Here is a 22,682-nt window from a genome sequence, read left to right on the forward strand (position 1 = left end):
TTGGCGTCTGTAGCAAGTTCTGTCACAGGCGCCCGCCCCACCCCCGGCACGCGTCCTGGGCGGCTTCGCGGTTCAAGGCGAGGTCTTCGGCGATCCCGGCAGCGAACAGCGCACCACCGAGGGTGTGGCCGGAGCCGATGTAGCGCCAGCGGGCGTCAGTGACGATGTCGGTGTCGGCGAGTTGGGTTCCGTCGCGTTGGTGGTCGGCTCGTTCGGCGCGTAGCGCTGTGTATGTGGTGGAGTAGGCGCGTGATTTGGTGAGGATGTGACCTCGGTAGCCGAGCGTGTGAGCCCACGCGCGCAGCCGTAGCGGCTCCACTTCGGGAAGCCCGCCCAGGCGCCAGCAGGTGCGCATGAGGGTACGCACGTGGGCCGAGGCGGGCGCCGCCGCGATCTCGTCGAGGTTGGCAACCTGGTGGTCGAGTCCGGCACCGGTGTCGCTGGCCCCCTTGGTCACGTACTTGGCCACGTAAGCGGCTACCGCGTCATCGGCCAAGCCCTCACCGCCGCTGAAGGCCCGGAGCGGCCGGGCCTCGAGCTGGGCGCCCCAGCACAGTTCGTGTTCCCCCAGGGCTGCACTGTGGAGGGTGCGGAGGCGGACGGCCGCCGCAGCGGTGCGGACCACGGCCAGGAGCACGTCAGCAGTTGCCCAGGCCGGGGGCGGATCGTCCGGGCCGTGTGCGCCGTCGAGACGCACCACAGCGTGGACATGGACGGCCGCACGCCTTTGGTACTCGGCAACTTTGGCGTAGGAGATGCGCAGGCTGCGGCGCAAGCCGGTGCGAGTGCGGCCGACGCGGGCAGCCAGGTGGTTGTACAGGTTGTCCGTGAACGCCTTCCAGAGCCGTCCCGCGTGCGCGTGCCACAGAACGTGTGCGGGGTAGTCGTAGCAGTCGGCGCACAGCGGCTGTCCAACGAGCCGTTCGCCCGCGTCATGGACGGCCGGGCAGCCCAGGGGACGCCCGTGTTCGCACTGGCCCGCATCACGGCGCGGTCGGCAGCGCTGCCCATCAGCGGTGGCTCGATGAACGGGACCGAAACTCGGGGCGGTGAGAGTGAGGAACAACCGGGGCCGCTCTCGCACCTCGGCAGGTACGGTCTTGCCGCCGAGGAGTCCGGCCCGTACCAGGTGGAAGGTGTCGCCCGCGTGGAGGCGGGAGCAGGGGGCGCAGACTGTGGCGCGGCGGTTGCGGCAGCGGATCAAGAGCCGTTCGCCGGGCTCGTTGCGGGTGTCGTAGTGGTGCAGCACCTCACCCGTGAGCCCATCGCGGGTGGTGGTAGAGCCGGTGAGATGGATGGGGTGGGCGCAGCCGCCAGTGGCGGTGATCTGGTCCATCCAGCGGCTGAAGCCGGGGTCTTGGACGAGGCGTATCAGGTCTTGGTCAACTTCGGAGAGCTGACGCAGGCGCGCCGCGCGGTCGAGGGCAGCGCGCCTGTCAGCCGAGGTGGTCTCGGCGGTGATGGTGGGGACCTCCCGGGGTGGGCCGCCGCAGCGGCACGGTGGGTTGGGGCTGGGTGGGTGTCGTCCATGGCGGTCACTCCCGGTTCGTGTGCGGGGTGGGTGGGTTAGCGGATGGTTCCGGTGCCCCGGCAGCAGCGGCAGCGCCGCCGGTGGCCGGTGCGGGAGATGGGGTATCGCTCGCCCTCGCAGATGGGGCAGCGGACTCGGCGCATGGGCATCTGGTGGGCCTCCCGGGGGTGTCTAGCTGTCGTGGGTGAAGCCGGAGAGGAGCCAGTTCACGACGCCGTCGGCGGTGAAGATGACGGGGGTTTGGCCCAGGTACATGCCGAACAGGCCGATCACCACTGCTATCCACCAGCGCACTTCACCGGAGCGGACCAGGAGCACGGTGGCGAGCCCGAAGAGCAGCACCAGCGGAAGGGCCGCGTCCTCACTCATGCGCGCTCACCCCTTTCCAGCTCCTCCAGCGCGCGGACGACGCCGAGCAGCCGAGGCGCCAGCCCCGCGTACTCGGCCGCCGTCACCTGAGCCGCAGCGGGAGTGGTCAGCTGGGACCGCCCTCGCATCCAGCCGCCGAGTTCGCCCGTGGTCACGGCGACGCCCTGTTCTGTCTCGGTGATCGACTGCGCGACCGCCACGGCATCCTTGTTCAGGTCGCCCAAGGCCATCTCGGCTGTGGCGGGGTCGTTGACGCGGTGGCAGATACGGCCGCTCAACTGGGCGCGCAGCGCGGTCACTCCGGGGCCGAGGTCGGAGCCGACACGCTGTCCGGCCACGATCAGATGCACGCCCAGTGCCGCACCGAGTTGCGCCAGGCGCAGGAGGTAGGTGGAGCACTGTTCGGCCTCGGTCCGCTGTTCCTTGCTGCCGTTGGTCAGGTACAGCTCGGCCATCTCATCGACGATCACGACCACGGGGACCGGGCGTTCCTTCTCCGGCAGGTCCCATATCGACCGGGCACCGGCCGCACGGCAGGTGCGCATGCGGTCTTGCATGTCGGCCACCAGGGCACCGAGAACCGCGGTGGCTTCTCTGCGGCAGGTGGCCAGCACCGACAGGCGCTGTTCGAACAGGCCCAGTTCCATGCCGCCCTTGCAGTCGATCCCGACCAGGGCAACCGGCTGAGGGGCAAGCTCGGTGATCACACGGGCAATGAGCGTGGACTTCCCCGACCGTGTCGCGCCGACGATCAGCCAGTGGGGCACGCGCCTGAAGTCCATGACCCACGCGCGTCCGGTCTCCAACGCGCCGACCACCGCTGACAGCAGCGACGCCGAGACCTCCCCGGTCGGCCGGTCGGGATGGGCCAGCGGGTCACTGGCCGTCGCCGTGATCACCACGACCCCCCGTTCGGGCGAGACGACCCGCACCGCGTGCATGCGCCAGGCGTGCGCCAACGCATCAGCCGCCGCCAGGAACGGGGCCGGAGTCTGCCCCGCATGCAGCCGCACCCGCAGCGACAGCCCGTTCGGCGTCGCCCGGGGGAAGGAGCAGCGCGGCGCCTTGGTACGCAGGGGTTCGCCCTTGACCGCCAGGTCTCCCAGCAGGAGCCGATTCGGCTTGTGGGAGACCGTGAGGTCGTTGAGGTGAGCGACCTTGCGCCAAGTGACCACCACGCGCAGCGCGGTGCGGGGGTATCCGGTCAGGTACCAGTGCCAGTCCGGCCGCTGGTCTCGCAGGTGGGGGCCGATGACCGCCATCCAGGCCACTACCAGCAGCGCGACAATGAAGAGGAGCGAACCCATCACGCACCACCGCCCTTGCCCGCCGACGCGGCCGGAGCCGGTACGGGGGTGATGGCAGCGGCGCGGAAGCTGACGCCGTGGCGGTCGCCCATGGCCCAGGCGAACGCTTCCAGGCCCGTCACACGTACCTCGGAGCCCTCCACGACTCCCTTGGGCTCTCCGGGTACGGCGATTTCGATCACCGACACTCGCCGACCGTCCTGCCGCACCGTCACGGCGACGGTGTAGATGGTGTTGCCGTCCCGGTCCTTCTTGACCTCCTTGCTTTCGAAGTCCGCGATCTTCGGTTCGGGTCCGACCGCGCACCGCAGTACGCCCAGTCGGGATGTGTCCACAGGGATGGACTGCATGGGTTGTTGGCCTCCTTGGCCGTCCAGACGCCACACGTCACGTGACGTCACTCGTGCTTACGAGTGGCCAACTATGCATGCCTTGACGGCGGGAGGCAAGTACTTATGCTTACGAGTGACATCAGTTCACGTCAGGACCGCCGACGACAGGTGACGAGGAGAGCCCGGCATGGGAGAGATCCAGCGACCCGGAGCGCTGTACCAGCAGGTTGCCGCCGAGATCCGCAGCGGTATCGCGGCAGGCGAGTACAAGCCCGGGGCCCCGCTCCCCTCAGAGGCCCAGCTCATCGAGCGCTACAAGGTCAGCCGCCCCACCGTCCGCAAGGCCATCGCCGCACTCCGCGCCGAAGGGCTTATCGAAGTCATCCACGGCAAGGGCAGCTACGTCCGTGCCCTCCCTGCCCCTGCGGTCACCATCGAGCGGACCATCACCCGAAGCGGAAAGACCTTCCGCACCGGCCACCAGGCATGGCAGCAGGTCGAAGAACCGGCCATCTACCGCACCAGCACCACGGCGACCACGGGCGCTTTGCTGGGACTCGGCGAGGGAGAAGCGCTCTTCGGTGTTGACCGGCTGCTGGCCGACCCGGAGACCGGTACCCGAGCCGCGCACCGCGTACTCATCCCCTTCGCTACCGCCGATCAGGCCGAGCAGCTAGCGGAGGCGCCGGACACCGAGCCGGAACAGATCTACGCCCTGCTCACCGCAGCCGGACACAAGCTGACCTGGCAGGAGACCGTGAGCGCCCGCATGCCGCTACCCGACGAGCGCGCCACACTCCAGGTCCCCGACGCCACACCGATCATGCTCACCGCCCGCGTCACCCTCGGCAACGACGACCGCCCCCTGATCCTCGAAGAGCTCCGCGCCAGTGCCGACCGTGCCCAACTTGCCTACCGGATCACCGCTGACAGCCCCCGCCAACTCCGCGCCGTCTGAGCCCCGGTCCGGCGAACTGTCGAAACCTGTCTTCACTTACTCAAGGGCGCGCCTTCGGCGCGCCGGGCGGTCTGGCCGCCCCGCCGGGCTGCGGCGTGGCCGCCGGTCCCGTTGGGCGCCCACCGCCCGCACACCACCGCGCCACGAGTGTGCAGGCACGGCCGACCGCCATCGGGGCTGGTGCGTTGTGGCTGGTGGCCGACGGCCTCCGATGCTTTAGGCAGCCACCACGGGGCGAGCCTCTAAGAACAGGGGGCCAATCGGTCGCAAACGCGGGCAGGATCACAGACCCGCCCGATTCGCCGGGCCAGCGTAAGGCCCCCTGTTCTCTCGCCCCGTGGCAGCTCCCGCCCAAAGCCTCTACGGCCGGCGGCCGTGCCCACAGTGCACCACTCAGGCACCGCGCGCCCACCACCGGCCGCCCCACTCAACTCGCTCTGCCCAGCCCGGCCGCCGCCACCCGCGCCAGCATCGCTATCTCACGCGCCGTCGCCACCGACAACTCCAGCCGCACCACCCCCGCTCCCTCCGCTCCGACAGAGGCCCGAAGCCGCGCCCCAGTCGTGTCCACTCCGACCAGCCGTAGCGCGCCGTCCAGCTCGGAAGCCGCCTCCCGCGCGTCCCGCCAGCCGCCCATGTAGTCCACTCCCCGCACCCACATCCCCCCGTCCAGGTCTGCCGCCTCACCGTCGAATCCCTCGCCCCCAGGGCCGCACATTCGCCCAAGTCCCTTTCTTCGCAAGTCACCTGACACTGAACATCCCGGGCCACGTCGAACGAGAACACGACGACGACCCCGGTACCATCGGCACCGGGGTTCGTGATCCCCAGCCGGACCACCCCGAGCTGACCAGGCGTGGGGGTGGTCCGGCGTTGCTTCTTCGGTTGTTGCGCGTGATCCAGACCGGAGCCGTCTCAGTACTGCTGACGACCACCGGGGTAGCGGACCGACTTCCGGCACTCGGGGGCATCCACCGGCGGAATCTCCGCAGCGAGAGCGAAGCACAGGCCCGCGTGGAGCTGTTCCGCCTCATCCACCGACAGCACCAGCGGAGCGAGCGCCACATGCTTGCCCAGACGGGCGATCCCGAGTGTCACCGTCAGACAGCCGTCCAGATCACGGGATACGCGCAGTCCCACAGGGGTGGCTTCGAGCCGCCACCCGGACGAGAGCCGCCGGTCCGGGCTCACTGGTCCACCTCGCTCGCTTCAGCCGGTCCATCGTCGTCGGACACCGGCAGACGCCTGCCACGACTCTCCGCGACCCGGAGTGCATCACGCAGCGCCTCGACCAGACGGTTGGAGAGGAAGCGCAGTTCTCCGGCTTCAGCCTTCGGATTACCGAGCAGTGCGCCAGCGTGCTCAAGGAGTTCAGAGCCCATGCGGAGCTGCACCGCTTCCATGTCGTCCGCAAGCTGCGACATGAACCCCTCGCCGTCCGTACGGGACACCAGGTAGCACGGTTTGCCAGTAGGCCCCGACCAAGGGAGCAGACGTCGTTGGGCACTCATCAGACCACCACCCCATACGGGGCACACTGCGAATCCAAGCGAGCGCGATTCTTCCGGCGCGCCTCCTGCTGACGCTCATGCGCCACGACATAGGGCCGGACAAGGCGCACGTCCTCACCATGCAACACCGGCTGACCCGGCACCGCGAATACACGCGGCAGCTGGAGAGTTGGCGCGTCATGGCAGCTCGGGAAATGCGTCACGGTGGTGCGAGCACGCCCCGGGCCAGGCCGCACGGCTCTCCCCAGCAGTTCGAAGATCCTTCCGATACAGTTCCGCACGTCGACCTGCTTTCCTCAGGTTGGCCACGCCCCGGGGTGCCGCACGCACTGCCGGGGTCTTTCGTTCTCGACAGTCAACGGCTGTCTTGTGCACGGCGGCAGTGTTCATCCGGGGGTTCATGTGCACACGGGGGGTTCACGTCGGAGGCTGGGGGGGGTTCGCCATGAACCCCCCTGGCAGTGAACTGCTGTGACAGGATGAACACCTGACGTGACGTTGGGAGTGACAGCAGGGGTGACCAGGGAGCCGAATCACCAGTTGGCCGCCCACATGAGGGAAGCCGGGGCCTCGAACAAGGGCTTAGCCCGCCGCATCTGTGAAGTTGCAGCGCGACATGGCGAGCAGCGGGGCACAACGCATGTGTCCGTTCAGCGATGGCTCGATGGCGCTGGAATTCAGCCCCAGACTGCCGTGTTCGTGGCCGAGGCTTTGAGCGAGAAACTACAACGGAGAGTCACACCGACGGACCTCGGATTCTCCGCCCCAACACCAACCGTCTCCACAACGCCCAACGCAAGCTACGCGGAATCCCTGCCCGAAGCGCTGAGCGTACTTGACAATCTTGCACGGATGCGGCCAGAAGACTCGGCTGCTGGGAAACTCTCCCTGTCCGAACCTGACTTCGATCACGCCGCTCTCACATGGCTCGTTTCACGGCCGGACGGACTGAGCAGCGAGTCCACCGTGTCACGCCGGGTGGGCATGAGAGACATCGCGGCCATCCGTACTGCGGCCGGATACTTTATGCAGCTCGATTTCCAGTTCGGCGGGGGACACGCACACAAAGCATTCCGCCACTACTTCCGTGAGGAAGTCCTCCCGCTCCTGGACGGAAGCTACAGCGCCAAGGTGGGCAAGGCACTCTTTGAAGCTGCCACAGAGATTTCGCAACTCCTTGCGTGGACTGCGTACGACAGTGGGAATCATGCACTCGCAGGCCGGTACCTCATGTCGACTCTGCGCCTGACGCAGGTAGTCGACGACCGGATGATGGGCGCACGCATCCTTGCCAATATGAGCCACCAGGCCAATTACTTGGGTCAGGCATCACGCGCAGTACGTCTTGCCCGAGCGGCCGTCGAGGGTGGCCGAACCCACTCCACGCCGCGCGGCATGGCCCTCTTCGCGGCACACGAAGCCCGAGCCCTCTCTACGGCACAGGACCGGAAGGGAGCGGCACGAGCGATGAACGAGGCAGAGCGCTTCTTCGACCTCGCTGACACCGGAAATGACCCGGAGTGGCTTTCCTACATGGATGAGGCAGAGCTAGTAGGCGAGTTCTGCCACTGCTTCCGCGACCTCGGGCAAGGCCGTGAGGCCGTGCAGTTCGCCGAGCGTGCCGTAGCCCTCACGGACCCCAAATACGCCCGCACACTGGGCTTCTGCCGCGTGGTGCTGGCACAGAGCCAGCTACTCAATGGTGAGTTGGAAGCGGCCATCACTACAGCAAGTCTCGCCCTTGACGACGGAGACGCCCTCCAGTCCGCGCGCTTTCAGCGATACATCACCGACTTTCAACGGACAGTGTCCACCCATACCGGAAACCCCGCCGTGCAGCAGTTCAACGAGCAGGTACGTGAGGCCATGGCATACATGGCTGGCGGCTAGGCATCTCAGCCCGGACTCCAATTACGTGGCATTTCATCGTCTCGCAGGGACGCGATACGACGGGCGTATTCCTCGGCCACCTCGGCACTTTCAGATACGTTCTGCATGAGCCACGTAGTCATGTTGAATTCCTGAACAGCCCGCAAGGTAGTAAAGCCAGACCAATCACGCAGATCTCTACCGTACGAACCAACGAAGTCCGCATACTGCTCACGCGTTTGCCACCCAAGACTGTGATGTTCAGTCGCGGTGACCATCAGGTCCCACTCGGGGTGATCGAAGCTGAACCGCTCAAGGTCGATGAGGATGACGCGGCCCTTCCGGTCCACCATGAGGTTCTGAACATGCGCGTCCCCATGGACAGGGCCCTTCTCCGAGTCGAAGTGAAGGCCCGCGATCCGGTCGCCCAACTCCTGTGCCCGCTTGCGTAGAAATTCGCGATCTTCATCCGGTATCGCGGTCGCTGCCTCGATGCGCCGATCAGTGCGGTCCAAGACAGGGAATGGCGGCAGGCTCAAGCCGTCCGGCAGACTCAGCGAGTGGAGATCACGCAGGACCGATCCCAACTCCCCGTAGGTTGCCCTACGGTCGCCCTCCTCGATCAGGTGCCAGAACGTCACGGGGTGGCCATCGATGATCAGCGGCTGCTCCACATCATCGATGATGCGAACCACTGGGAAACCCTCACGCTCCAGCCAGCGCGACACCTCGACCTCGCCCCTCGCAGAGGACAGGTACTCAGTCGATCTCGCGATCCGCACGACCACCGGATGAGCAGCCAGCCGGAAAAGCGCGTTCTCGCCCAAGCGGATCAGTTGGGCTCCGTCATCGTTGAAGCCCACTCGCCGACACGCAGCCGCCATCACCCGCGCAGCGCCTGTCGATGAGAACCCCTCTCCTGAACCCCGCGCAGCACCAGACGGCATGCGTCCTCGGCTCCTTTCCCTCACGCCGCCCAGCCCGGGGACCTACAAGGCCGTCAGCGACTCACGGCAGCCATCAGTGCGACGGTACCCACACCGCGGGAACGAAGACGTGACGGGGCATGACGATCAGCCCACACACAGCACGTCGCCCCCGCTCTCAGCAGAGAACAGGGGCGACATGAACGGGCGTTGGCAACCCGGGGTGGGTGACTGTCGCTAGGCGGCAACCGCGACCGGCTGCGGCTCCGTCTCCGCGTCCTTCACGTCCACGCTCTTCACGTTGTTGTACGCGTCACGATCGAGGATTCCCTCACGCGCGGCCACCAGCAACGTGCATACTGATTGTCCAGCAACGTTGGTCGCGGTGCGCATCATGTCCAGGACCGGGTCGATGGCCATCAGCAGGCCGACGCCCTCCAGGGGCAGGCCCAGCGTGGAGAGGGTCAGGGTCAGCATGACCGTGGCACCGGTGAGGCCCGCGGTGGCGGCGGAGCCGATGACCGAGACGAAGGCGATGAGCAGGTAGTCGCCGATGCCCAGATGGACGCCGAAGATCTGGGCGATGAAGATCGCGGCGATGGCCGGGTAGATCGAGGCGCAGCCGTCCATCTTCGTCGTGGAGCCGAACGGCACCGCGAAGGAGGCGTACTCCTTGGGGACGCCCAGACGCTCGGTGACCTTCTGGGTCAGCGGCATGGTGCCCACCGAGGAGCGGGAGACGAAGGCGAGCTGGATGGCGGGCCAGGCGCCCTTGAAGAAGTTCAGCGGGTTGACCTTGGCGACCGTGGAGAGCAGCAGCGGGTAGACGCCGAACATCACCAGTGCGCAGCCGATGTAGATGTCGGCGGTGAAGGTCGCGTACTTGCCGATGAGGTCCCAGCCGTACTCGGCGATGGCGAAGCCGATGAGGCCGAGGGTGCCCAGCGGGGCGAGGCGGATGACCCACCACAGCGCCTTCTGGAGCAGCTCCAGCACCGACTGGCTCAGGTTCAGGATCGGCTGGGCCTTCTCACCGAGCTGGAGGGCGGCGACGCCCGCCACGGCGGCGAGGAAGACGATCTGGAGGACGTTGAGCTCGGTGAACGGCGTGACGACGTCGGTCGGCACGATGCCGGTCAGGAAGTCCAGCCAGGAGCCCGCCTGATCGGGCTTGGCGCCGTCCTTGGGGGTCAGGTCGGTGCCGGAGCCGGGGTTGGTGAGCAGACCGATGGTCAGGCCGATGGCGACCGCGATCAGCGAGGTGGCCATGAACCACAGCAGGGTGCGGGTCGCCAGCCGGGCGGCGTTGTTGACGTTCCGCAGGTTGGTGATCGATATCAGGATCGCGAAGAAGACCAGCGGAGCGACGGCCAGCTTCAGCAGCTGGACGAAGATCGTGCCGATCTTGTCGAGCGTGGTGACCAGCCAGTCGACGTCGCCGCTCCGGGCGACCCAGCCGAGCAGCACACCCAGCACCAGGCCGAGCAGGATCTGGGCCCAGAAGGGGACGTTGGGCAGGCGGAAGGACGACGACGTCTTGGGGGACGTCTCGGGGACGGACGACAACGGACACACTCCGAGGGAAGTCAAAGAGGGCGAAGAAAAGCCAGGAGTCCGTACGGGATCTCCGGCCGCTGTACGTGAGGAAGGTCAGCGGCGGCGACAGGCCGCGGACAGGCAGCGGCAAAGATCGATGTGCAGGCGCGCCACGAGCGGAACGCTCGCTGCGATACGGGGCGCGGCTGCTGTCTTCATGGCGAGTACGTTAACACCGATACTTTGGGGAACCCAAAGAATATCTTTGACCCCAGGGCGGGGAGGGCCCCCGACCCGGTCCGGAACACAACAACGCCCTACAGGACAGCGGATGCTGCCCTGTAGGGCGTGCCGAAGCGGTGTCGGTGGTGTGAGGAGGGTTACAGCGCGGCCGGTGCGGCGCCGGTCAGATGCCGTCCTCCTGGCTCTGGTTCGCCGCCAGCCGCTCCTTGGCCCGGTCCACCCGCCCGGCGACCTGGACCGCCATGGCCTCCCGCTGCTTGCGCAGCAGCACCCAGCTGAGCGGAGCGGAGACGATCAGCGCGAGCAGGGCCACCCAGAACAGGTTCGACCGGCCGAGACCGGAGGGGAGCAGGTGGAACCAGACCAGCGCCCAGATGACCAGGAAGGAGCCGGCGAAGATCCCCAGTCGCATCAGGGAGTAGCGGAACGTGGCGCTCGGCTGGAGTGACACGGCTGGTCTTCTTTCTGCTGGGGAGATACTTCCCTCCCAGTGAAGCACGTCCGCATTTCGATCAATTCACCGGCAGCCACATCGTGATGCCGTCGCGGAACTCACCTTCTTCGAACGTCAGTGACGTGCCAGTGACGTGTGCCGACGACAGCCGGTCGGGGTCTCACACCCGCATGGGCTGGGGGGACTCGCGGCGGTCGGGGTCGGGGCCGTCGTATGCGCGGATGACCTCGTAGCGGGTGTTGCGCTCGACCGGACGGAAGCCCGCGTCCTGGATCAGCTCCAGCAGATCGTCACGGGTCAGCTTGTTCGGCGTCCCGTAGTTGTCCGCATCATGCGTGATCTTGTACTCGACCACCGAACCATCCATGTCATCCGCACCATGGTTCAACGCAAGCTGCGCCGTCTGCACCCCATGCATGACCCAGAAGACCTTCACATGCGGAACATTGTCGAACAGCAGCCGCGAGACCGCGAACGTCTTCAACGCCTCGGCCCCCGTCGCCATCGTCGTCCGCGCCTGAAGCCGGTTCCGGACCTTCCCGTCCCTCATATCCACAAAGTCATGCTGGTAGCGCAGCGGAATGAAGACCTGGAACCCCCCGGTCTCGTCCTGAAGCTCCCGCAGCCGCAGCACATGATCCACCCGATGCCGCGGCTCCTCGATATGCCCGTACAGCATCGTGCAAGGGGTCTTCAGCCCCTTCTGGTGGGCCAGCCGGTGGATCCGCGACCAGTCCTCCCAGTGGGTCTCATGGTCCACGATGTGCTGACGGATCTCCCAGTCGAAGATCTCGGCACCACCACCGGTCAGCGACTCCAGACCGGCATCGATCAGCTCGTCGAGGATCTCGGAGGCGCTGAGCCCGGAGATCTTCTCGAAGTGATGGATCTCGGTGGCCGTGAACGCCTTCAACGAAACCCGCGGCAGCGCCTCCTTCAGCGCCCGCAGCGACCGCGGGTAGTAGCGCCAGGGGAGAGTGGGGTGCAGACCGTTGACGATATGGAGCTCGGTCAGATTCTCGTTCTCCATCGCCTTGGCGAGCCGCACCGCCTCCTCGATACGCATCGTGTACGCGTCCTTCTCGCCCGGCTTGCGCTGGAAGGAGCAGTACGCACACGACGCGGTACACACATTGGTCATATTGAGGTGACGGTTGACATTGAAGTGGACGACGTCACCGTTCTTACGGGTACGCACCTCATGAGCCAGACCACCCAGCCACGCCAGATCATCCGACGCGTACAGGGCGATGCCGTCCTCACGGGAGAGCCGCTCCCCCGCGCGAACCTTCTGCTCCAACTCCCGCTTGAAACCCACGTCGTGTGTGGTCGCCGTCACGCGGTCGCCTCCCATGCGTTCGCCCCCGTCGTCCGGCCGTATGTCTTCCGGCCCTTCCTCTGCCGATGTCGGCTTCGCCGAGACTACGCCTCGGTGTCCTCGGGAAGTTCTCCGACCCGGTTCTCCCACTTGGTGGACAGCACGATCGTGGTGCGGGTCCGGGAGACGCCCTTGGTGCCGGACAGCCGGCGGATGGTCCGCTCCAGACCGTCCACGTCCGAGGCGCGCACCTTGAGCATGTAGGAGTCGTCGCCCGCGATGAACCAGCAGTCCTCGATCTCGGCCAGATCGCGCATTCGGTGTGCCACGTCCTCGTGGTCGGTGGCGTCGGAGAGCTGGATGCCGATCAGCGCGGTGACCCCGAGCCCGAGGGACGCGGCGTCGACGGTCGCGCGATAGCCGGTGATGACCCCGGCCGCCTCCAGGCGGTTGATCCGGTCCGTGACGCTGGGCCCGGACAGGCCGACGAGCCTGCCCAGCTCCGCGTACGAGGCCCTGCCGTTCTCCCGCAGCGCCTGGATGAGCTGCCTGTCCACCGCGTCCATATGCCGTACGCCTTCCATTATTCAGAGTTCGAGCGACATTACATGTAGAATCTAAGGCATCAGGACCACAAGTCCTGTAAATCTTTTAGGCGATCGACCTGTTTACCTCAGGAGATGAGACTCACCGTGTACACGATCGAGGGTCTTGAAGCCCGCATGCAGGAGCTGCGGTCCCTGGCCAACCGCTCGCGTGCGAACCACCGGCCGACCTCCCGCGCGGGGCGCCGCGCGGTCGTCGTCGCGGCCCGCGCCGCGCTGGCCCGCAAGCGCTGGACCCGCTAGTCCCTCCCCCGGTCCCCACCGAGTTCCCCCTCCCACCGGCGGTACAGCTTGTGCGGCACCCCGGCCGCGTCCAGCACCCGCCCCGCGACGAAGTCCACCAGGTCCTGGATGTGCGTCGCCCCCGCGTAGAACGCCGGAGAGGCGGGCAGCACCACCGCGCCCGCCTCGTCCAGTGACACCAGGTGCCGGAGCGTCTGACCGTTCAGCGGGGTCTCCCGCACGGCGACCACGAGCCTGCGCCGCTCCTTGAGGGTCACGCTCGCGGCCCGCTGGAGCAGGTCCTTCGACAGCCCCAGCGCCACCCCGGCCACACACGCCGTGCTCGCCGGGACGATCAGCATCCCCTTGACCTCGTACGAACCCGAGGACGGCCCGGCGGCCAGGTCCCCGGCCGCCCAGTGGCGTACGTCCGCCACCGCGGCCGGTACCTCGAAGGCGTCCGGGGTGCCGTCCGCGCCGCGCGCCAGCCAGCGGCGCAGATCGTCGCGCCAGTGCGCGTCCCGGAAGGCGATCCCGGTCTCGTCCAGCAGGGTCAGCCGGGACGCCCGGCTGATCACCAGATCGACCGCCTCGCCCGCCGCCAGCAGCGCACGCAGTACGGAGGCGGCGAACGGCGTCCCGGACGCACCGGACACACCGACCACCCAGGGGCGGCGGCTCACCTGTTCGTACGTCCCGGACGGCTCCTGCGGCGGCTCCACACGACCGAGCCTATCCGCCGCCGTCCAGGCCCTCTCACAGGCTCAGCCCCCGCACCATCAGGTCGAGCAGCGCACAGCAGAACAGCGCGATCCCGATGAAGCCGTTGACCGTGAAGAAGGCGCGGTTCAGCCGCGACAGATCCCCCGGGCGCACGATGGTGTGCTCGTACCCGAAGGCCGCCGCGACGATCACCAGCCCCGCCCAGAAGAACGCTCCGGCGTCCGTGGCCAGCCCGTACCAGACCAGCAGGGCCGTGGTGAGCACATGGCAGACCCGCGCCCCGTACAGCGCCCCGGCGATCCCGAAGCGGGCCGGAACCGACCGCACCCCGTGCGCCCGGTCGGCGGCCACGTCCTGGCAGGCGAAGATCAGGTCGAAGCCGCCGATCCAGATGCCGACCGCGAGCCCCAGGATCACCGCGTCCCAGGACCACTCGCCGGTGACCCCGATCCAGGCGCCGACCGGGCCCATCGCCTGGGCCAGGCCCAGGATCGCGTGCGGATAGTCGGTGAACCGCTTGCCGTACGGATAGACCACCATCGGCACCACGGCGACCGGCGCCAGCGCCAGACACAGCGGGTTCAGCAGCGCCGCGGCGCCCAGGAAGACCACGAGCGCGACGAACGCCCCGGTCATCGCGGTGCGTACGGACACGGCGCCGGTGACCAGCTCACGGTCGGCGGTACGCGGATTGCCGGCGTCGATCTCGCGGTCGATGATCCGGTTCGCCGCCATCGCGAAGGTGCGCAGCCCCACCATCGCCACCGTGATCAGCAGCAGTTGGGTCCAGTGGATGCGCTCGTTCCGCTGGAACATCGCGGTGAACGCGGCGATGTAGGCGAAGGGCAGCGCGAAGACGGAGTGCTCGATGAGCACCAGCCGCAGGAACGACTTGACGGCCCCGGGGCGCGGCGCAGCAGCGGCGGCGGACGTCACAGCCCGTACTCCTTCCAACGGCGCGTCACCCGGTCGGATGTCGCGGGATCGGACTCGACCATCCGGGGCCAGCCGCCGTCGCGCGTATAGCCCTCCTCGGGCCATTTCGCGGTGGCGTCGATGCCCGCCTTGCCGCCCCAGAACTGCTGGTACGAGGAGTGGTCGAGATGGTCGACCGGGCCCTCGACCACGGTGAGGTCGCGTGCGTAGTCCGTGTTCCCCAGCGCGCGCCAGGACACCTCGTGGAGGTTGTGCACATCGCAGTCGGCGTCGACCACCACGATCAGCTTGGTGAGCGACATCATGTGGGCGCCCCAGATGGCGTGCATCACCTTCTGGGCGTGCTTGGGGTACTTCTTGTCGATCGAGACGATCGCGCAGTTGTGGAAACCACCGGACTCGGGGAGGTGGTAGTCCACGATGTCCGGAACGACGATCTTGAGCAGCGGGAGGAAGAACCGCTCGGTGGCCCGGCCCAGCGGACCGTCCTCGGTCGGCGGCCGCCCCACGACGATCGACTGCAACAGCGGCCGCTTGCGCATCGTCACACAGTCGATGGTCAGCGCCGGGAAGGGCTCCTGCGGGGTGTAGAAGCCGGTGTGATCGCCGAACGGGCCCTCCGGCAGCATCTTCCCCGGCTCCAGCCACCCTTCGATGACCACCTCGGCGTTGGCCGGGACTTGGAGCGGCACCGTCTTGCAGTCGACCATCTCGATCCGCCTGCCCTGGAGGAACCCGGCGAAGAGGTACTCGTCGATGTCGCCGGGCAGCGGGGCGGTGGAGGCGTACGTCACCGCGGGCGGGGCGCCGAAGGCGATGGCCACCGGCAGCTTCTCACCGCGCCTGGCGGCCACTTGGTAGTGGTTGCGGCTGTCCTTGTGGATCTGCCAGTGCATCCCGATGGTGCGGCGGTCATGGCGCTGGAGGCGGTAGAGGCCGAGGTTGCGCACCCCGGTCTCCGGGTGCTTGGTGTGCGTCAGGCCCAGGTTGAAGAACGAGCCGCCGTCCTCGGGCCAGGTGAACAGCGCCGGGAGCGCCTCCAGGTCGACGTCCTCGCCGGTGAGGACGACCTCCTGGACGGGCGCGTCCTTGACCTTCTTCGGCGGTACGTGCGCCATGGCGCCCAGCTTCCCGAACGCGTCGCGGAGGCCGCCGAAGCCGTGCGGGAGCTCGGGTTTGACCAGCCCGCCGATCTTCTCGCTGATCTCGTCGTAGGAGCGCAGTCCGAGGGCCTTCAGCAGTCGGCGGTCGGTGCCGTAGACGTTCATCGCGAGCGGCATCGACGAGCCCTTGACGTTCTCGAAGAGCAGCGCGGGGCCGCCCGCCTTGTTGACCCTGTCGACGATCTCACCGATCTCCAGGTGCGGGTCGACTTCGGCCTTGACTCGCTTGAGGTCGCCTTCCCTGTCAAGTGCCCGCAGAAAGGAACGAAGATCGTCATAAGCCATGCGTCCCAGTATCCGGTACGCACTACCCTGGTCCCGTAACTGGGGCCCGTTGCTTCGGCCCCGAACACCACACGCAAGGGGATCGGCTCATGCCTCGGGTGCTGATGATCCTGGTGCCGCTGGCGCTCAGCATCTATGCGTTCATCGACTGCATCACCACCGACGAGCAGGACGTCCGCTACCTCCCCAAGCCGATCTGGGCGATCCTGGTGCTGCTGTTCCCGGTCGTCGGTTCCATCTCCTGGCAGATCGCGGGCCGTAAGCGCGCGGTGGACGGCGGGAGCCGGGGCGGCGTACGCGGCGGGGACGACGGCTGGGTCGCGCCGGACGACAACCCCGAGTTCCTGAAGTCCCTGGGGAAGAACACGGGGCAGGACGGGCCGGAGGAGCCCGCTCAGGACGGCCGTGAGACCCTCGGGCACGCCGAGCACGCCGAGCACGCCGAGCACGCAGAAGACGCCGATGACGCCTCCAAGGCCAAGGCGCCCAAGGATGAGGAGCTGCTGCGGAGCTGGGAGGCGGATCTGCGCCGCCGCGAGGAGGAGCTGCGCCGCAAGGGCGAGGGTCCCGAGGACACCCCGCCGGCCGCCGGGGCCTGACGGCGCGCGAGTTCTCCCCGGATACGGAAAATCCCCGGTCACGGCCGGTGGCCATGGCCGGGGACACGGTCCGAACGGTCAGACTCCGGCGTAGGAGTGCTTGCCGGTGACGAAGATGTTCACCCCGTAGTAGTTGAACAGGTAGCAGCCGAAGGCGATCAGCGCGAGGTACGCCGCCTTGCGGCCCTTCCAGCCCGCGGTGGCCCGGGCGTGCAGATAACAGGCGTAGGCGACCCAGGTGATGAAGGACCAGACCTCCTTGGGGTCCCAGCCCCAGTAGCGGCCCCAGGCGGCCTCGGCCCAGATCGCGCCCGCGATGATCGTGAAGGTCCACAGCGGGAAGATCGTGGCGTTGATGCGGTACGCGAACTTGTCCAGGGACGCCGCCGAGGGCACCCGCTCCAGGACGGAGGAGGCGAACCGGCCGAACTTCTTCCCGTTCGGGTCCTCCAGCTGTGCTTCGTACCGGTCACGGAAGAGGTAGAGCAGCGTGGAGACGGCGCCGATGTAGAGCGAGGCGCCGGAGACGATCGCGCAGCTGACGTGGATCCACAGCCAGTAGGAGTGCAGCGCGGGAACCAACTGGTCGCTGTCGGTGTAAAGAACAGAGACGGCGAGACCGAGGTCGAGGAGGACCGTGGTGACCAGAGGCAGTCCGATCCAGCGCACGTTCTTCTTCAGCGTCAGCAGGATGAAGTACGTGGCGACCGCGACCATGGCGAAGGTCGTGGAGAACTCGTACATATTGCCCCAGGGGGCACGCTGCACCGACAGGGCTCGGGCGAGGACACCGGCGGCGTGGAAGAGGAAGGCCAGCGCGGTCAGCCCTACCGCGATCCGGCCGTACACATCGCCCTGTTCGCTGCTTCCGGCGGCGCCCGGCCCGTCCGGGACATCACGGCTGCCCGCGGCGGACCGGGTGACCACCTTGGGCCGCTCCAGTACCGCGGTGCCGCCCTTCTCGGCGGTGTTCCCGCCGGTCTGGACGGTGACCTGGGCGCGGGGACGGTCGGCCGCCTCGACGGTGATCGCGGCGGCGGTGCGGCCGACGGCGCTGCGGCTGCCGAACACCCACTCGGCGATATGGGCGAGGAAGGCAAGGGTGTAGACCGCCATCGCCGAATAGATCAGCACATTGCTGTAGTTCGCCAGTGTCTCGTTGACTTCGGCCGCGAGGTTCACGGGTGCGCTCCTTCGGATGGATCTGCCGGATCCGTGCCGTCGGCCACGGGTCCTGAGTCGGATGCCGGTTCACTGTCCGACTCGGGTGCCGACTCGTTGTCCGGCTCCGCTGCCGACTCGTTGTCCGACTCGGGTGCCGACTGTGCTTCCGGTTCGGATTCCGGTTGGCGTTCCGGCTCCGGTTCCGACGCGGGGGGTGCGTCGGCCTGGAGACGGACGGCCAGATCGGCGAGTTCCTCCGGCAGCTTGGCGGACTCACTGCGGCCGAGCCCGGCCATCTCGACCACGGTGGTGCCGTCCTTGCCGGTCACCGCGCGCACCCACACCCGGCGGCGCTGGATGAACAGGGACGCGGCCAGGCCCACCAGGGCGGCGACGGCGCCGATCAGGGCGCCCTCGGTACCGGGCTTGTGGGAGATCTGGAAGCTGGCCCACTCCTTGACCCCCTCGAACTTCAGCGAGCCCGCGCCGTTCGGCAGCTTCATGGTGTCGCCGACCGCGAGCGCCCGGGCGTACTTGGTCCTGCCGTCGGACTCCATGAACTGCTTCATCCGCGACTTGTCCAGCTGGTACACGCTCTGCGGAGTGCCGCCGTCGATGCCGAGGCTGCCGTGGTAGGCGGTCAGCACCAGCGTCGGGTTGTCCAGCGCGGGGAAGACGGAGAACATCCCCTTGCTGCGCACCCAGGTGGGCAGGAACTGACCCTGGAAGGCGATTTGATCCTTTTTGCCCGCCTTGTTGCGGTAGTCCGGGACCTTGATCACCATGCTCTCGGTGAGATTCGCCCCGTCGATCGGCAGACCGGCCACCGGACCCTTGTAGGCGATCTCGCCCTTGCCGTCCCTGACCGTGACCACCGGCGCATAGCCGTGGTTCAGCAGATAGACCTTGTAACCCGCGATCTCGAGCGGCTCATTGACCTTGATCCGGGTCTTGCGCTCGGCGCCGTCCGCGCCGTTCCAGTAGGTGACATCCGCGTTGAAGGTGCGCGGGGTGCGCATCTGCGGACCGCTGCGCTCGTAGGTCGCGGTGAAGCGGTCCAGCTGGAAGCCGAAGGGCGCCAGATCATCGCTGTTGAACAGCTGGCCCGACTTTCTGTCGTCGTACTGCACGAGACTGTTGCTGAAGCCGTCGCCCTCCACGACCAGCTTGCTGCCCTCGAACTTCCACAGCTGCCCCGCGGCGAAGGACACCAGCAGCACGATCAGCGCGACATGGAAGAGGAGGTTGCCCACCTCACGCAGATAGCCCTTCTCGGCGGCGACCGCGTCACCCGAGCTCTCGGTGCGGAATCGGCGCCCCTTCATGATCCGCTGGGCGGCCCGGAGCACCTGCTCCGGCTCGGCCTCGGTGCGCCAGGTCGTGTACGCCGGGAGCCGGGTGAGACGGCGCGGAGCGCCGGGCGGACGGCCGCGCAGCTGGCCGATGAACTGCCAGGTGCGCGGCACGATGCAGCCGATCAGCGAGATGAACAGCAGGATGTAGATCGCCGAGAACCACACCGAGCTGTAGACGTTGAAGAGCTGGAGCTTCTCGTAGATCGGCGTCAGCGTCGGATGCTTGTCCTTGAAGGTCTGCACCTTGAGCGCATCGATGCTGGTCTGCGGGATCAGCGAACCGGGGATCGCGCCGAGCGACAGCAGGAAGAGCAGCAGCAGCGCGACCCGCATCGAGGTCAGCTGGCGCCAGAACCACCGGGCCCAGCCCAGCACCCCCAGCGAGGGGAGGCTGATCTCCTCGGACGGCGCCGTGGACAGCTGCGAGCCCGCCGCGCCGAGTTCACGCTCCTCCGCGCTGGCGCCGGCCGCCTTGTCGGCCGCGGTGTCGGTATCGGTGGTGGACATCGATCAGATCCCAACGTTGAAGCCCGCGGCCCAGCCTTGCATTTCGCTCATCATGGCGTCCCAGACACCGGTGAGCATCAGCACCCCCAGGGTGATCAGCAGCCCGCCACCGGTCCGCATCACCCACACGTAGTGCCGCTTGACCCAGCCGAAGGCGCCCAGCGTGCGGCGGTAGGCGAGGGCCACCGCTATGAACGGCAGCCCCAGACCCAGGCAGTAGGCGGCGACGAGCAGCGCGCCACGCGCCGCCGTCCCCTGCTGGAAGGCCAGGCTGCTGGCGGCGCTGAGCGTCGGCCCGAGACACGGCGTCCATCCGACGCCGAACAGGACCCCCAGCACCGGTGCGCCCGCCAGCCCCATGGTGGGCTTGATGTGGAAGCGGAACTCTCGCTGCCCAAAACCCTTCAGCACACCCATGAAGGCCAGGCCCAGCACGATGGTGACCACTCCGAGGATCTTGCTCAGGGTCTCCCGGTGCTCCTGGAGGTCCTGCCCGAAGTTGCCGAAGAGGGCCCCACCGGAGACGAAGACCGCGCTGAACCCGAGCACGAACAGCGAGGCGCCCGCGAGCATCCGGCCGCGCCGCGCCTCGGCGAGATCGGCACCGGTGATCCCTGTGACATACGACATATAGCCCGGCACCAGCGGCAGCACACAGGGGGAGAAGAAGGAGACCAGTCCGGCGAAGACGGCGATCGGCAGGGAGACCAGCAGTCCCCCGGTCATCACGGTCTCGTTGTATCCGGCGACGGCGGCGAGTGTGCTCACGGCGCTCACTTTTCCGCGATCAGCGGGTCGAGCATCTTACGGAGCCGCTCCTCGCTCAGCGCGGTGAGCGTGCGGGCCGCGATCTTGCCGTCCCGGTCCAGGACGATCGTCGAGGGGATGGCCTGCGGGTTGAGGCTGCCCTTGGGGAAGCGCAGCATCAGCTTGCCCATCGGGTCGTACAGGCTCGGGTACTCGACGCCGAACTCCTTCTCGAACCTGCGCGCGGGGGCGCGGTCGGAGTCACGTGTGTTGATCCCCACGAACTGCACACCGTCGCGCTGGGTGTCCTTCGCGACCTTGGCGAGATTCGGCGCCTCCGCCCGGCACGGCGCGCACCACGAGCCCCAGACGTTCAGGACGACGATCTTGCCCTTGTAGTCGGACACATCGAGCTGCTTGTCCTCGAGGGTCGTCCCCGACAGCTCGGGAGCGTCGGTGCGCTTCCCCTGGGGCACGGTGTCCACGCCGCCCTTGCCCTGGACAAAATTGGTGTCGGAGGAGCCGCCCGAGGTACCGCCGGAACCGCAGGCGGTAAGGGTCAGCGCGGCAACCGCGGCCCCAGTGGCCAGCACGGTTGCGCGACGTCGGGTCGCGAGGCGCCGAGGGGCGCGGCAGGCACTCATGTGAAAAGTTTCGCATGAGCGTTTTGGGGATCTTCGCCACCCCCCTTCGCCCCCGCGCATCGGCCGACGGCCGAAGGGGGCCCGTGGCCGTCAGCGGCCGGTCAGCGGTTCGCCCGCCAGGTCTCGCCCACCTCGAAGGACCGCAGATCGTCCAGCACCGCGGGGTCCTGGGCGTCCATCCAGTCCGTGAACTGCTTGAAGGAGACCAGCCGCACATCCTTGCGCTTCTCGTCGGCCATATGCTTCAGCGCTTCCTCGACGGCATCCATATAGATCCCGCCGTTCCATTCCTCGAAGTGGTTTCCGATGAACAGCGGCGCACGATTGGTCTCATAGGCGCGCTTGAAACCGGCTATATAGGCGTCGGTGGCCTGCTTGCGCCAGGCCGGGTAGTTCGCCGGCGGCGCGTTCGTGGAATTGTGCGACTGGTTGGCCAGGATGTTGTAGTCCATCGAGAGCACTTCGAAGGAGTGCCCGGGAAAGGGAATCTGCTGCAACGGGAAGTCCCACAGTCCCTGCTTCTTCGAGGGCCACACCTGCCTGCCCCCGGGCGAGCTGGCGTCATAGCGCCAGCCCAGCTTCCGGGCCGTCGGCAGCAGATTGTCCTGACCCTTCAGACAGGGGGTCCGGCCGCCGATGAGCTCCTTGTGGTAGTCGAACGGCAGCGGGTCGAGATCCTTGAAGCCGGTGTTCGTCCGCCACTTGGTGACGAAGGACATGGCCTGGTCGATCTCGGACCTCCACTGGGCGGGCGTCCAGCGCTCGACCGAACCGCTTCCGGCGCAGAAGTGGCCGTTGAAGTGGGTGCCGATCTCATGCCCCTCGAGCCACGCCTTCCGCACGTTCTCCAGCGTCGCCCGGATGTGCTCATCGGTGAGATAGCCGATGTCGGAGGCGCCGACCGGGTTGTTGGGCGGCCGGTACATCGACTTCTTCGACTCTGGCAGGCAGTAGATGCCGGAGAGGAAGAAGGTCATGGTCGCGCCGTGGTCCTTGGCCAGCTTGCGGAACCGCGGGAAGAGACCGTTGCCGACCTCTCCCGCGCCGTCCCACGAGAAGACCACGAATTGCGGCGGCTTCTGCCCGCGCGCCAGCCGCTCCGGCTTCGGCTCCTTCGGCCGCTGGGCGCCCCGGGACGTCGATCCGTCACCGATCGGCTTCGCCTGCCGCGTCTCGTGTGGCTTCGGCTTCGACCCTGGTGAGGAGCAGCCGGCGACGGCCAGTGACGCCACCGCTCCCGCACCAAGACCGAGGATTCCCCTCCGGCTGACCTCACGCATAACGTCCCCAATTCGCACTCGCCGTACTGGTGTCCGGGGTAGCGGACAACCCTTGAGATGACGAGACGAATAGCGCGGTTCCGAAAGGACGCGGCCGA

At 67.5% G+C, this 22,682-nt stretch carries 24 protein-coding genes; 4 read left to right on the forward strand and 20 right to left on the reverse strand.

Annotated features, from left to right (window positions below):
* Positions 1-22: 22 nt before the first annotated feature.
* From AC4BEG_RS14615 to AC4BEG_RS14630, 4 genes are all read right to left on the reverse strand, one after another.
* Entirely contained in the window at positions 23-1,336 is a 1,314-nt protein-coding gene (locus AC4BEG_RS14615) for a replication initiator (RefSeq protein WP_490706311.1), read from the reverse strand.
* A gap of 366 nt (positions 1,337-1,702) precedes the next feature.
* A complete protein-coding gene (locus AC4BEG_RS14620) occupies positions 1,703-1,900 on the reverse strand; it encodes a hypothetical protein (RefSeq protein WP_490706312.1) in 198 nt (65 codons plus the stop codon).
* Positions 1,897-3,207, reverse strand: coding sequence for an FtsK/SpoIIIE domain-containing protein (locus tag AC4BEG_RS14625; protein ID WP_490706313.1), 1,311 nt, complete (start codon positions 3,205-3,207; stop codon positions 1,897-1,899). The genes AC4BEG_RS14620 and AC4BEG_RS14625 overlap by 4 nt, the downstream gene beginning before the upstream one ends.
* The gene (locus AC4BEG_RS14630) at positions 3,207-3,557 is read right to left on the reverse strand and encodes an SCO3933 family regulatory protein (RefSeq protein WP_490706314.1); all 351 of its coding nucleotides are present in this window, start codon (positions 3,555-3,557) and stop codon (positions 3,207-3,209) included. The genes AC4BEG_RS14625 and AC4BEG_RS14630 overlap by 1 nt, the downstream gene beginning before the upstream one ends.
* A gap of 169 nt (positions 3,558-3,726) precedes the next feature.
* Here AC4BEG_RS14630 and AC4BEG_RS14635 point away from each other — a divergent pair, with 169 nt between their 5' ends.
* Positions 3,727-4,497 (forward strand): GntR family transcriptional regulator, encoded by a 771-nt coding sequence (locus AC4BEG_RS14635; protein WP_490706315.1) that lies wholly within the window; start codon positions 3,727-3,729, stop codon positions 4,495-4,497.
* 427 nt (positions 4,498-4,924) lie between these two features.
* On the opposite strand, the gene AC4BEG_RS14640 is transcribed toward AC4BEG_RS14635, so the two are convergent.
* The 3 genes from AC4BEG_RS14640 to AC4BEG_RS14650 all read right to left on the reverse strand — a co-directional run bounded on the left by AC4BEG_RS14640 (position 4,925) and on the right by AC4BEG_RS14650 (position 5,948).
* A complete protein-coding gene (locus AC4BEG_RS14640) occupies positions 4,925-5,215 on the reverse strand; it encodes a hypothetical protein (RefSeq protein ID WP_490706316.1) in 291 nt (96 codons plus the stop codon).
* Between the two features lie 197 nt (positions 5,216-5,412).
* Positions 5,413-5,688, reverse strand: a complete 276-nt coding sequence (locus AC4BEG_RS14645) for a hypothetical protein (protein WP_490706317.1) — start codon at positions 5,686-5,688, stop codon at positions 5,413-5,415.
* Entirely contained in the window at positions 5,685-5,948 is a 264-nt protein-coding gene (locus tag AC4BEG_RS14650) for a hypothetical protein (protein ID WP_490706318.1), read from the reverse strand. The genes AC4BEG_RS14645 and AC4BEG_RS14650 overlap by 4 nt, the downstream gene beginning before the upstream one ends.
* Before the next feature lie 612 nt (positions 5,949-6,560).
* On the opposite strand from AC4BEG_RS14650, the gene AC4BEG_RS14655 reads away from it, so the two are divergent.
* Positions 6,561-7,898: an NsdA family TPR-like regulatory protein gene (locus AC4BEG_RS14655; protein WP_490707086.1), complete on the forward strand. Its 1,338-nt coding sequence runs from the start codon at positions 6,561-6,563 to the stop codon at positions 7,896-7,898.
* 5 nt (positions 7,899-7,903) lie between these two features.
* Here AC4BEG_RS14655 and AC4BEG_RS14660 read toward each other — a convergent pair whose 3' ends face one another.
* From AC4BEG_RS14660 to AC4BEG_RS14680, 5 genes are all read right to left on the reverse strand, one after another.
* Positions 7,904-8,824 carry a phosphotransferase enzyme family protein gene (locus AC4BEG_RS14660; RefSeq protein WP_490706319.1) on the reverse strand — a complete coding sequence of 307 codons (921 nt, stop codon included), beginning with the start codon at positions 8,822-8,824 and terminating at the stop codon, positions 7,904-7,906.
* Positions 8,825-9,040: 216 nt separating this feature from the next.
* Positions 9,041-10,369 (reverse strand): dicarboxylate/amino acid:cation symporter, encoded by a 1,329-nt coding sequence (locus AC4BEG_RS14665; protein ID WP_490706320.1) that lies wholly within the window; start codon positions 10,367-10,369, stop codon positions 9,041-9,043.
* A gap of 376 nt (positions 10,370-10,745) precedes the next feature.
* Positions 10,746-11,033 carry a DUF4229 domain-containing protein gene (locus tag AC4BEG_RS14670; RefSeq protein ID WP_490706321.1) on the reverse strand — a complete coding sequence of 96 codons (288 nt, stop codon included), beginning with the start codon at positions 11,031-11,033 and terminating at the stop codon, positions 10,746-10,748.
* Between the two features lie 163 nt (positions 11,034-11,196).
* Positions 11,197-12,375, reverse strand: a complete 1,179-nt coding sequence (gene mqnE / locus AC4BEG_RS14675; RefSeq protein WP_490706322.1) for an aminofutalosine synthase MqnE — start codon at positions 12,373-12,375, stop codon at positions 11,197-11,199.
* 83 nt (positions 12,376-12,458) lie between these two features.
* Entirely contained in the window at positions 12,459-12,920 is a 462-nt protein-coding gene (locus AC4BEG_RS14680) for an Lrp/AsnC family transcriptional regulator (RefSeq protein WP_490706323.1), read from the reverse strand.
* 114 nt (positions 12,921-13,034) lie between these two features.
* Between AC4BEG_RS14680 and AC4BEG_RS14685 the strand changes: the two genes are divergently transcribed.
* On the forward strand, positions 13,035-13,202 hold the full coding sequence (locus AC4BEG_RS14685; RefSeq protein WP_490706324.1) for a hypothetical protein: 168 nt from the start codon (positions 13,035-13,037) through the stop codon (positions 13,200-13,202).
* On the opposite strand, the gene AC4BEG_RS14690 is transcribed toward AC4BEG_RS14685, so the two are convergent.
* The 3 genes from AC4BEG_RS14690 to AC4BEG_RS14700 are packed head-to-tail and all read right to left on the reverse strand — an operon-like array spanning position 13,199 to position 16,288.
* Positions 13,199-13,903: a UbiX family flavin prenyltransferase gene (locus AC4BEG_RS14690; RefSeq protein WP_490706325.1), complete on the reverse strand. Its 705-nt coding sequence runs from the start codon at positions 13,901-13,903 to the stop codon at positions 13,199-13,201. The two genes, AC4BEG_RS14685 and AC4BEG_RS14690, sit on opposite strands and share 4 nt — an antisense overlap.
* Positions 13,904-13,937: 34 nt before the next feature.
* Positions 13,938-14,840: a menaquinone biosynthesis prenyltransferase MqnP gene (gene mqnP, locus AC4BEG_RS14695; RefSeq protein WP_490706326.1), complete on the reverse strand. Its 903-nt coding sequence runs from the start codon at positions 14,838-14,840 to the stop codon at positions 13,938-13,940.
* Positions 14,837-16,288: a menaquinone biosynthesis decarboxylase gene (locus AC4BEG_RS14700; RefSeq protein WP_490706327.1), complete on the reverse strand. Its 1,452-nt coding sequence runs from the start codon at positions 16,286-16,288 to the stop codon at positions 14,837-14,839. Before AC4BEG_RS14700 ends, mqnP begins: the two co-directional genes overlap by 4 nt.
* A gap of 89 nt (positions 16,289-16,377) precedes the next feature.
* Here AC4BEG_RS14700 and AC4BEG_RS14705 point away from each other — a divergent pair, with 89 nt between their 5' ends.
* Positions 16,378-16,887, forward strand: a complete 510-nt coding sequence (locus AC4BEG_RS14705) for a PLD nuclease N-terminal domain-containing protein (RefSeq protein WP_490706328.1) — start codon at positions 16,378-16,380, stop codon at positions 16,885-16,887.
* A 78-nt stretch (positions 16,888-16,965) separates the two neighbouring features.
* On the opposite strand, the gene ccsB is transcribed toward AC4BEG_RS14705, so the two are convergent.
* From ccsB to AC4BEG_RS14730, 5 genes are all read right to left on the reverse strand, one after another.
* The gene (ccsB, locus tag AC4BEG_RS14710; protein WP_490706329.1) at positions 16,966-18,069 is read right to left on the reverse strand and encodes a c-type cytochrome biogenesis protein CcsB; all 1,104 of its coding nucleotides are present in this window, start codon (positions 18,067-18,069) and stop codon (positions 16,966-16,968) included.
* Positions 18,066-19,913: a cytochrome c biogenesis ResB family protein gene (locus AC4BEG_RS14715; RefSeq protein ID WP_490706330.1), complete on the reverse strand. Its 1,848-nt coding sequence runs from the start codon at positions 19,911-19,913 to the stop codon at positions 18,066-18,068. Before AC4BEG_RS14715 ends, ccsB begins: the two co-directional genes overlap by 4 nt.
* 3 nt (positions 19,914-19,916) lie before the next feature.
* Positions 19,917-20,681 carry a cytochrome c biogenesis CcdA family protein gene (locus AC4BEG_RS14720; protein ID WP_490706331.1) on the reverse strand — a complete coding sequence of 255 codons (765 nt, stop codon included), beginning with the start codon at positions 20,679-20,681 and terminating at the stop codon, positions 19,917-19,919.
* Between the two features lie 5 nt (positions 20,682-20,686).
* Positions 20,687-21,304 (reverse strand): TlpA family protein disulfide reductase, encoded by a 618-nt coding sequence (locus AC4BEG_RS14725; protein WP_490706332.1) that lies wholly within the window; start codon positions 21,302-21,304, stop codon positions 20,687-20,689.
* A 101-nt stretch (positions 21,305-21,405) separates the two neighbouring features.
* Positions 21,406-22,584 carry a polysaccharide deacetylase family protein gene (locus AC4BEG_RS14730; protein WP_490706333.1) on the reverse strand — a complete coding sequence of 393 codons (1,179 nt, stop codon included), beginning with the start codon at positions 22,582-22,584 and terminating at the stop codon, positions 21,406-21,408.
* Positions 22,585-22,682 lie beyond the last annotated feature (98 nt).

The organism is Streptomyces sp. JLBJ103 (assembly GCF_058215575.1).

What these genes read in the sequence shown, in the direction of transcription:
- AC4BEG_RS14700 (WP_490706327.1), bottom strand. Translation starts at nt 16,288, where the DNA reads ATGGCTTATGACGATCTTCGTTCCTTTCTGCGGGCACTTGACAGGGAA.
- AC4BEG_RS14620 (WP_490706312.1), bottom strand. Translation starts at nt 1,900, where the DNA reads ATGAGTGAGGACGCGGCCCTTCCGCTGGTGCTGCTCTTCGGGCTCGCC.
- AC4BEG_RS14630 (WP_490706314.1), bottom strand. Translation starts at nt 3,557, where the DNA reads ATGCAGTCCATCCCTGTGGACACATCCCGACTGGGCGTACTGCGGTGC.
- AC4BEG_RS14640 (WP_490706316.1), bottom strand. Translation starts at nt 5,215, where the DNA reads ATGTGCGGCCCTGGGGGCGAGGGATTCGACGGTGAGGCGGCAGACCTG.
- AC4BEG_RS14615 (WP_490706311.1), bottom strand. Translation starts at nt 1,336, where the DNA reads ATGGACCAGATCACCGCCACTGGCGGCTGCGCCCACCCCATCCATCTC.
- AC4BEG_RS14725 (WP_490706332.1), bottom strand. Translation starts at nt 21,304, where the DNA reads ATGAGTGCCTGCCGCGCCCCTCGGCGCCTCGCGACCCGACGTCGCGCA.
- AC4BEG_RS14705 (WP_490706328.1), top strand. Translation starts at nt 16,378, where the DNA reads ATGCCTCGGGTGCTGATGATCCTGGTGCCGCTGGCGCTCAGCATCTAT.
- AC4BEG_RS14680 (WP_490706323.1), bottom strand. Translation starts at nt 12,920, where the DNA reads ATGGACGCGGTGGACAGGCAGCTCATCCAGGCGCTGCGGGAGAACGGC.
- AC4BEG_RS14625 (WP_490706313.1), bottom strand. Translation starts at nt 3,207, where the DNA reads ATGGGTTCGCTCCTCTTCATTGTCGCGCTGCTGGTAGTGGCCTGGATG.
- AC4BEG_RS14655 (WP_490707086.1), top strand. Translation starts at nt 6,561, where the DNA reads ATGAGGGAAGCCGGGGCCTCGAACAAGGGCTTAGCCCGCCGCATCTGT.
- AC4BEG_RS14730 (WP_490706333.1), bottom strand. Translation starts at nt 22,584, where the DNA reads ATGCGTGAGGTCAGCCGGAGGGGAATCCTCGGTCTTGGTGCGGGAGCG.
- AC4BEG_RS14660 (WP_490706319.1), bottom strand. Translation starts at nt 8,824, where the DNA reads ATGCCGTCTGGTGCTGCGCGGGGTTCAGGAGAGGGGTTCTCATCGACA.
- AC4BEG_RS14635 (WP_490706315.1), top strand. Translation starts at nt 3,727, where the DNA reads ATGGGAGAGATCCAGCGACCCGGAGCGCTGTACCAGCAGGTTGCCGCC.
- AC4BEG_RS14685 (WP_490706324.1), top strand. Translation starts at nt 13,035, where the DNA reads ATGAGACTCACCGTGTACACGATCGAGGGTCTTGAAGCCCGCATGCAG.
- AC4BEG_RS14715 (WP_490706330.1), bottom strand. Translation starts at nt 19,913, where the DNA reads ATGTCCACCACCGATACCGACACCGCGGCCGACAAGGCGGCCGGCGCC.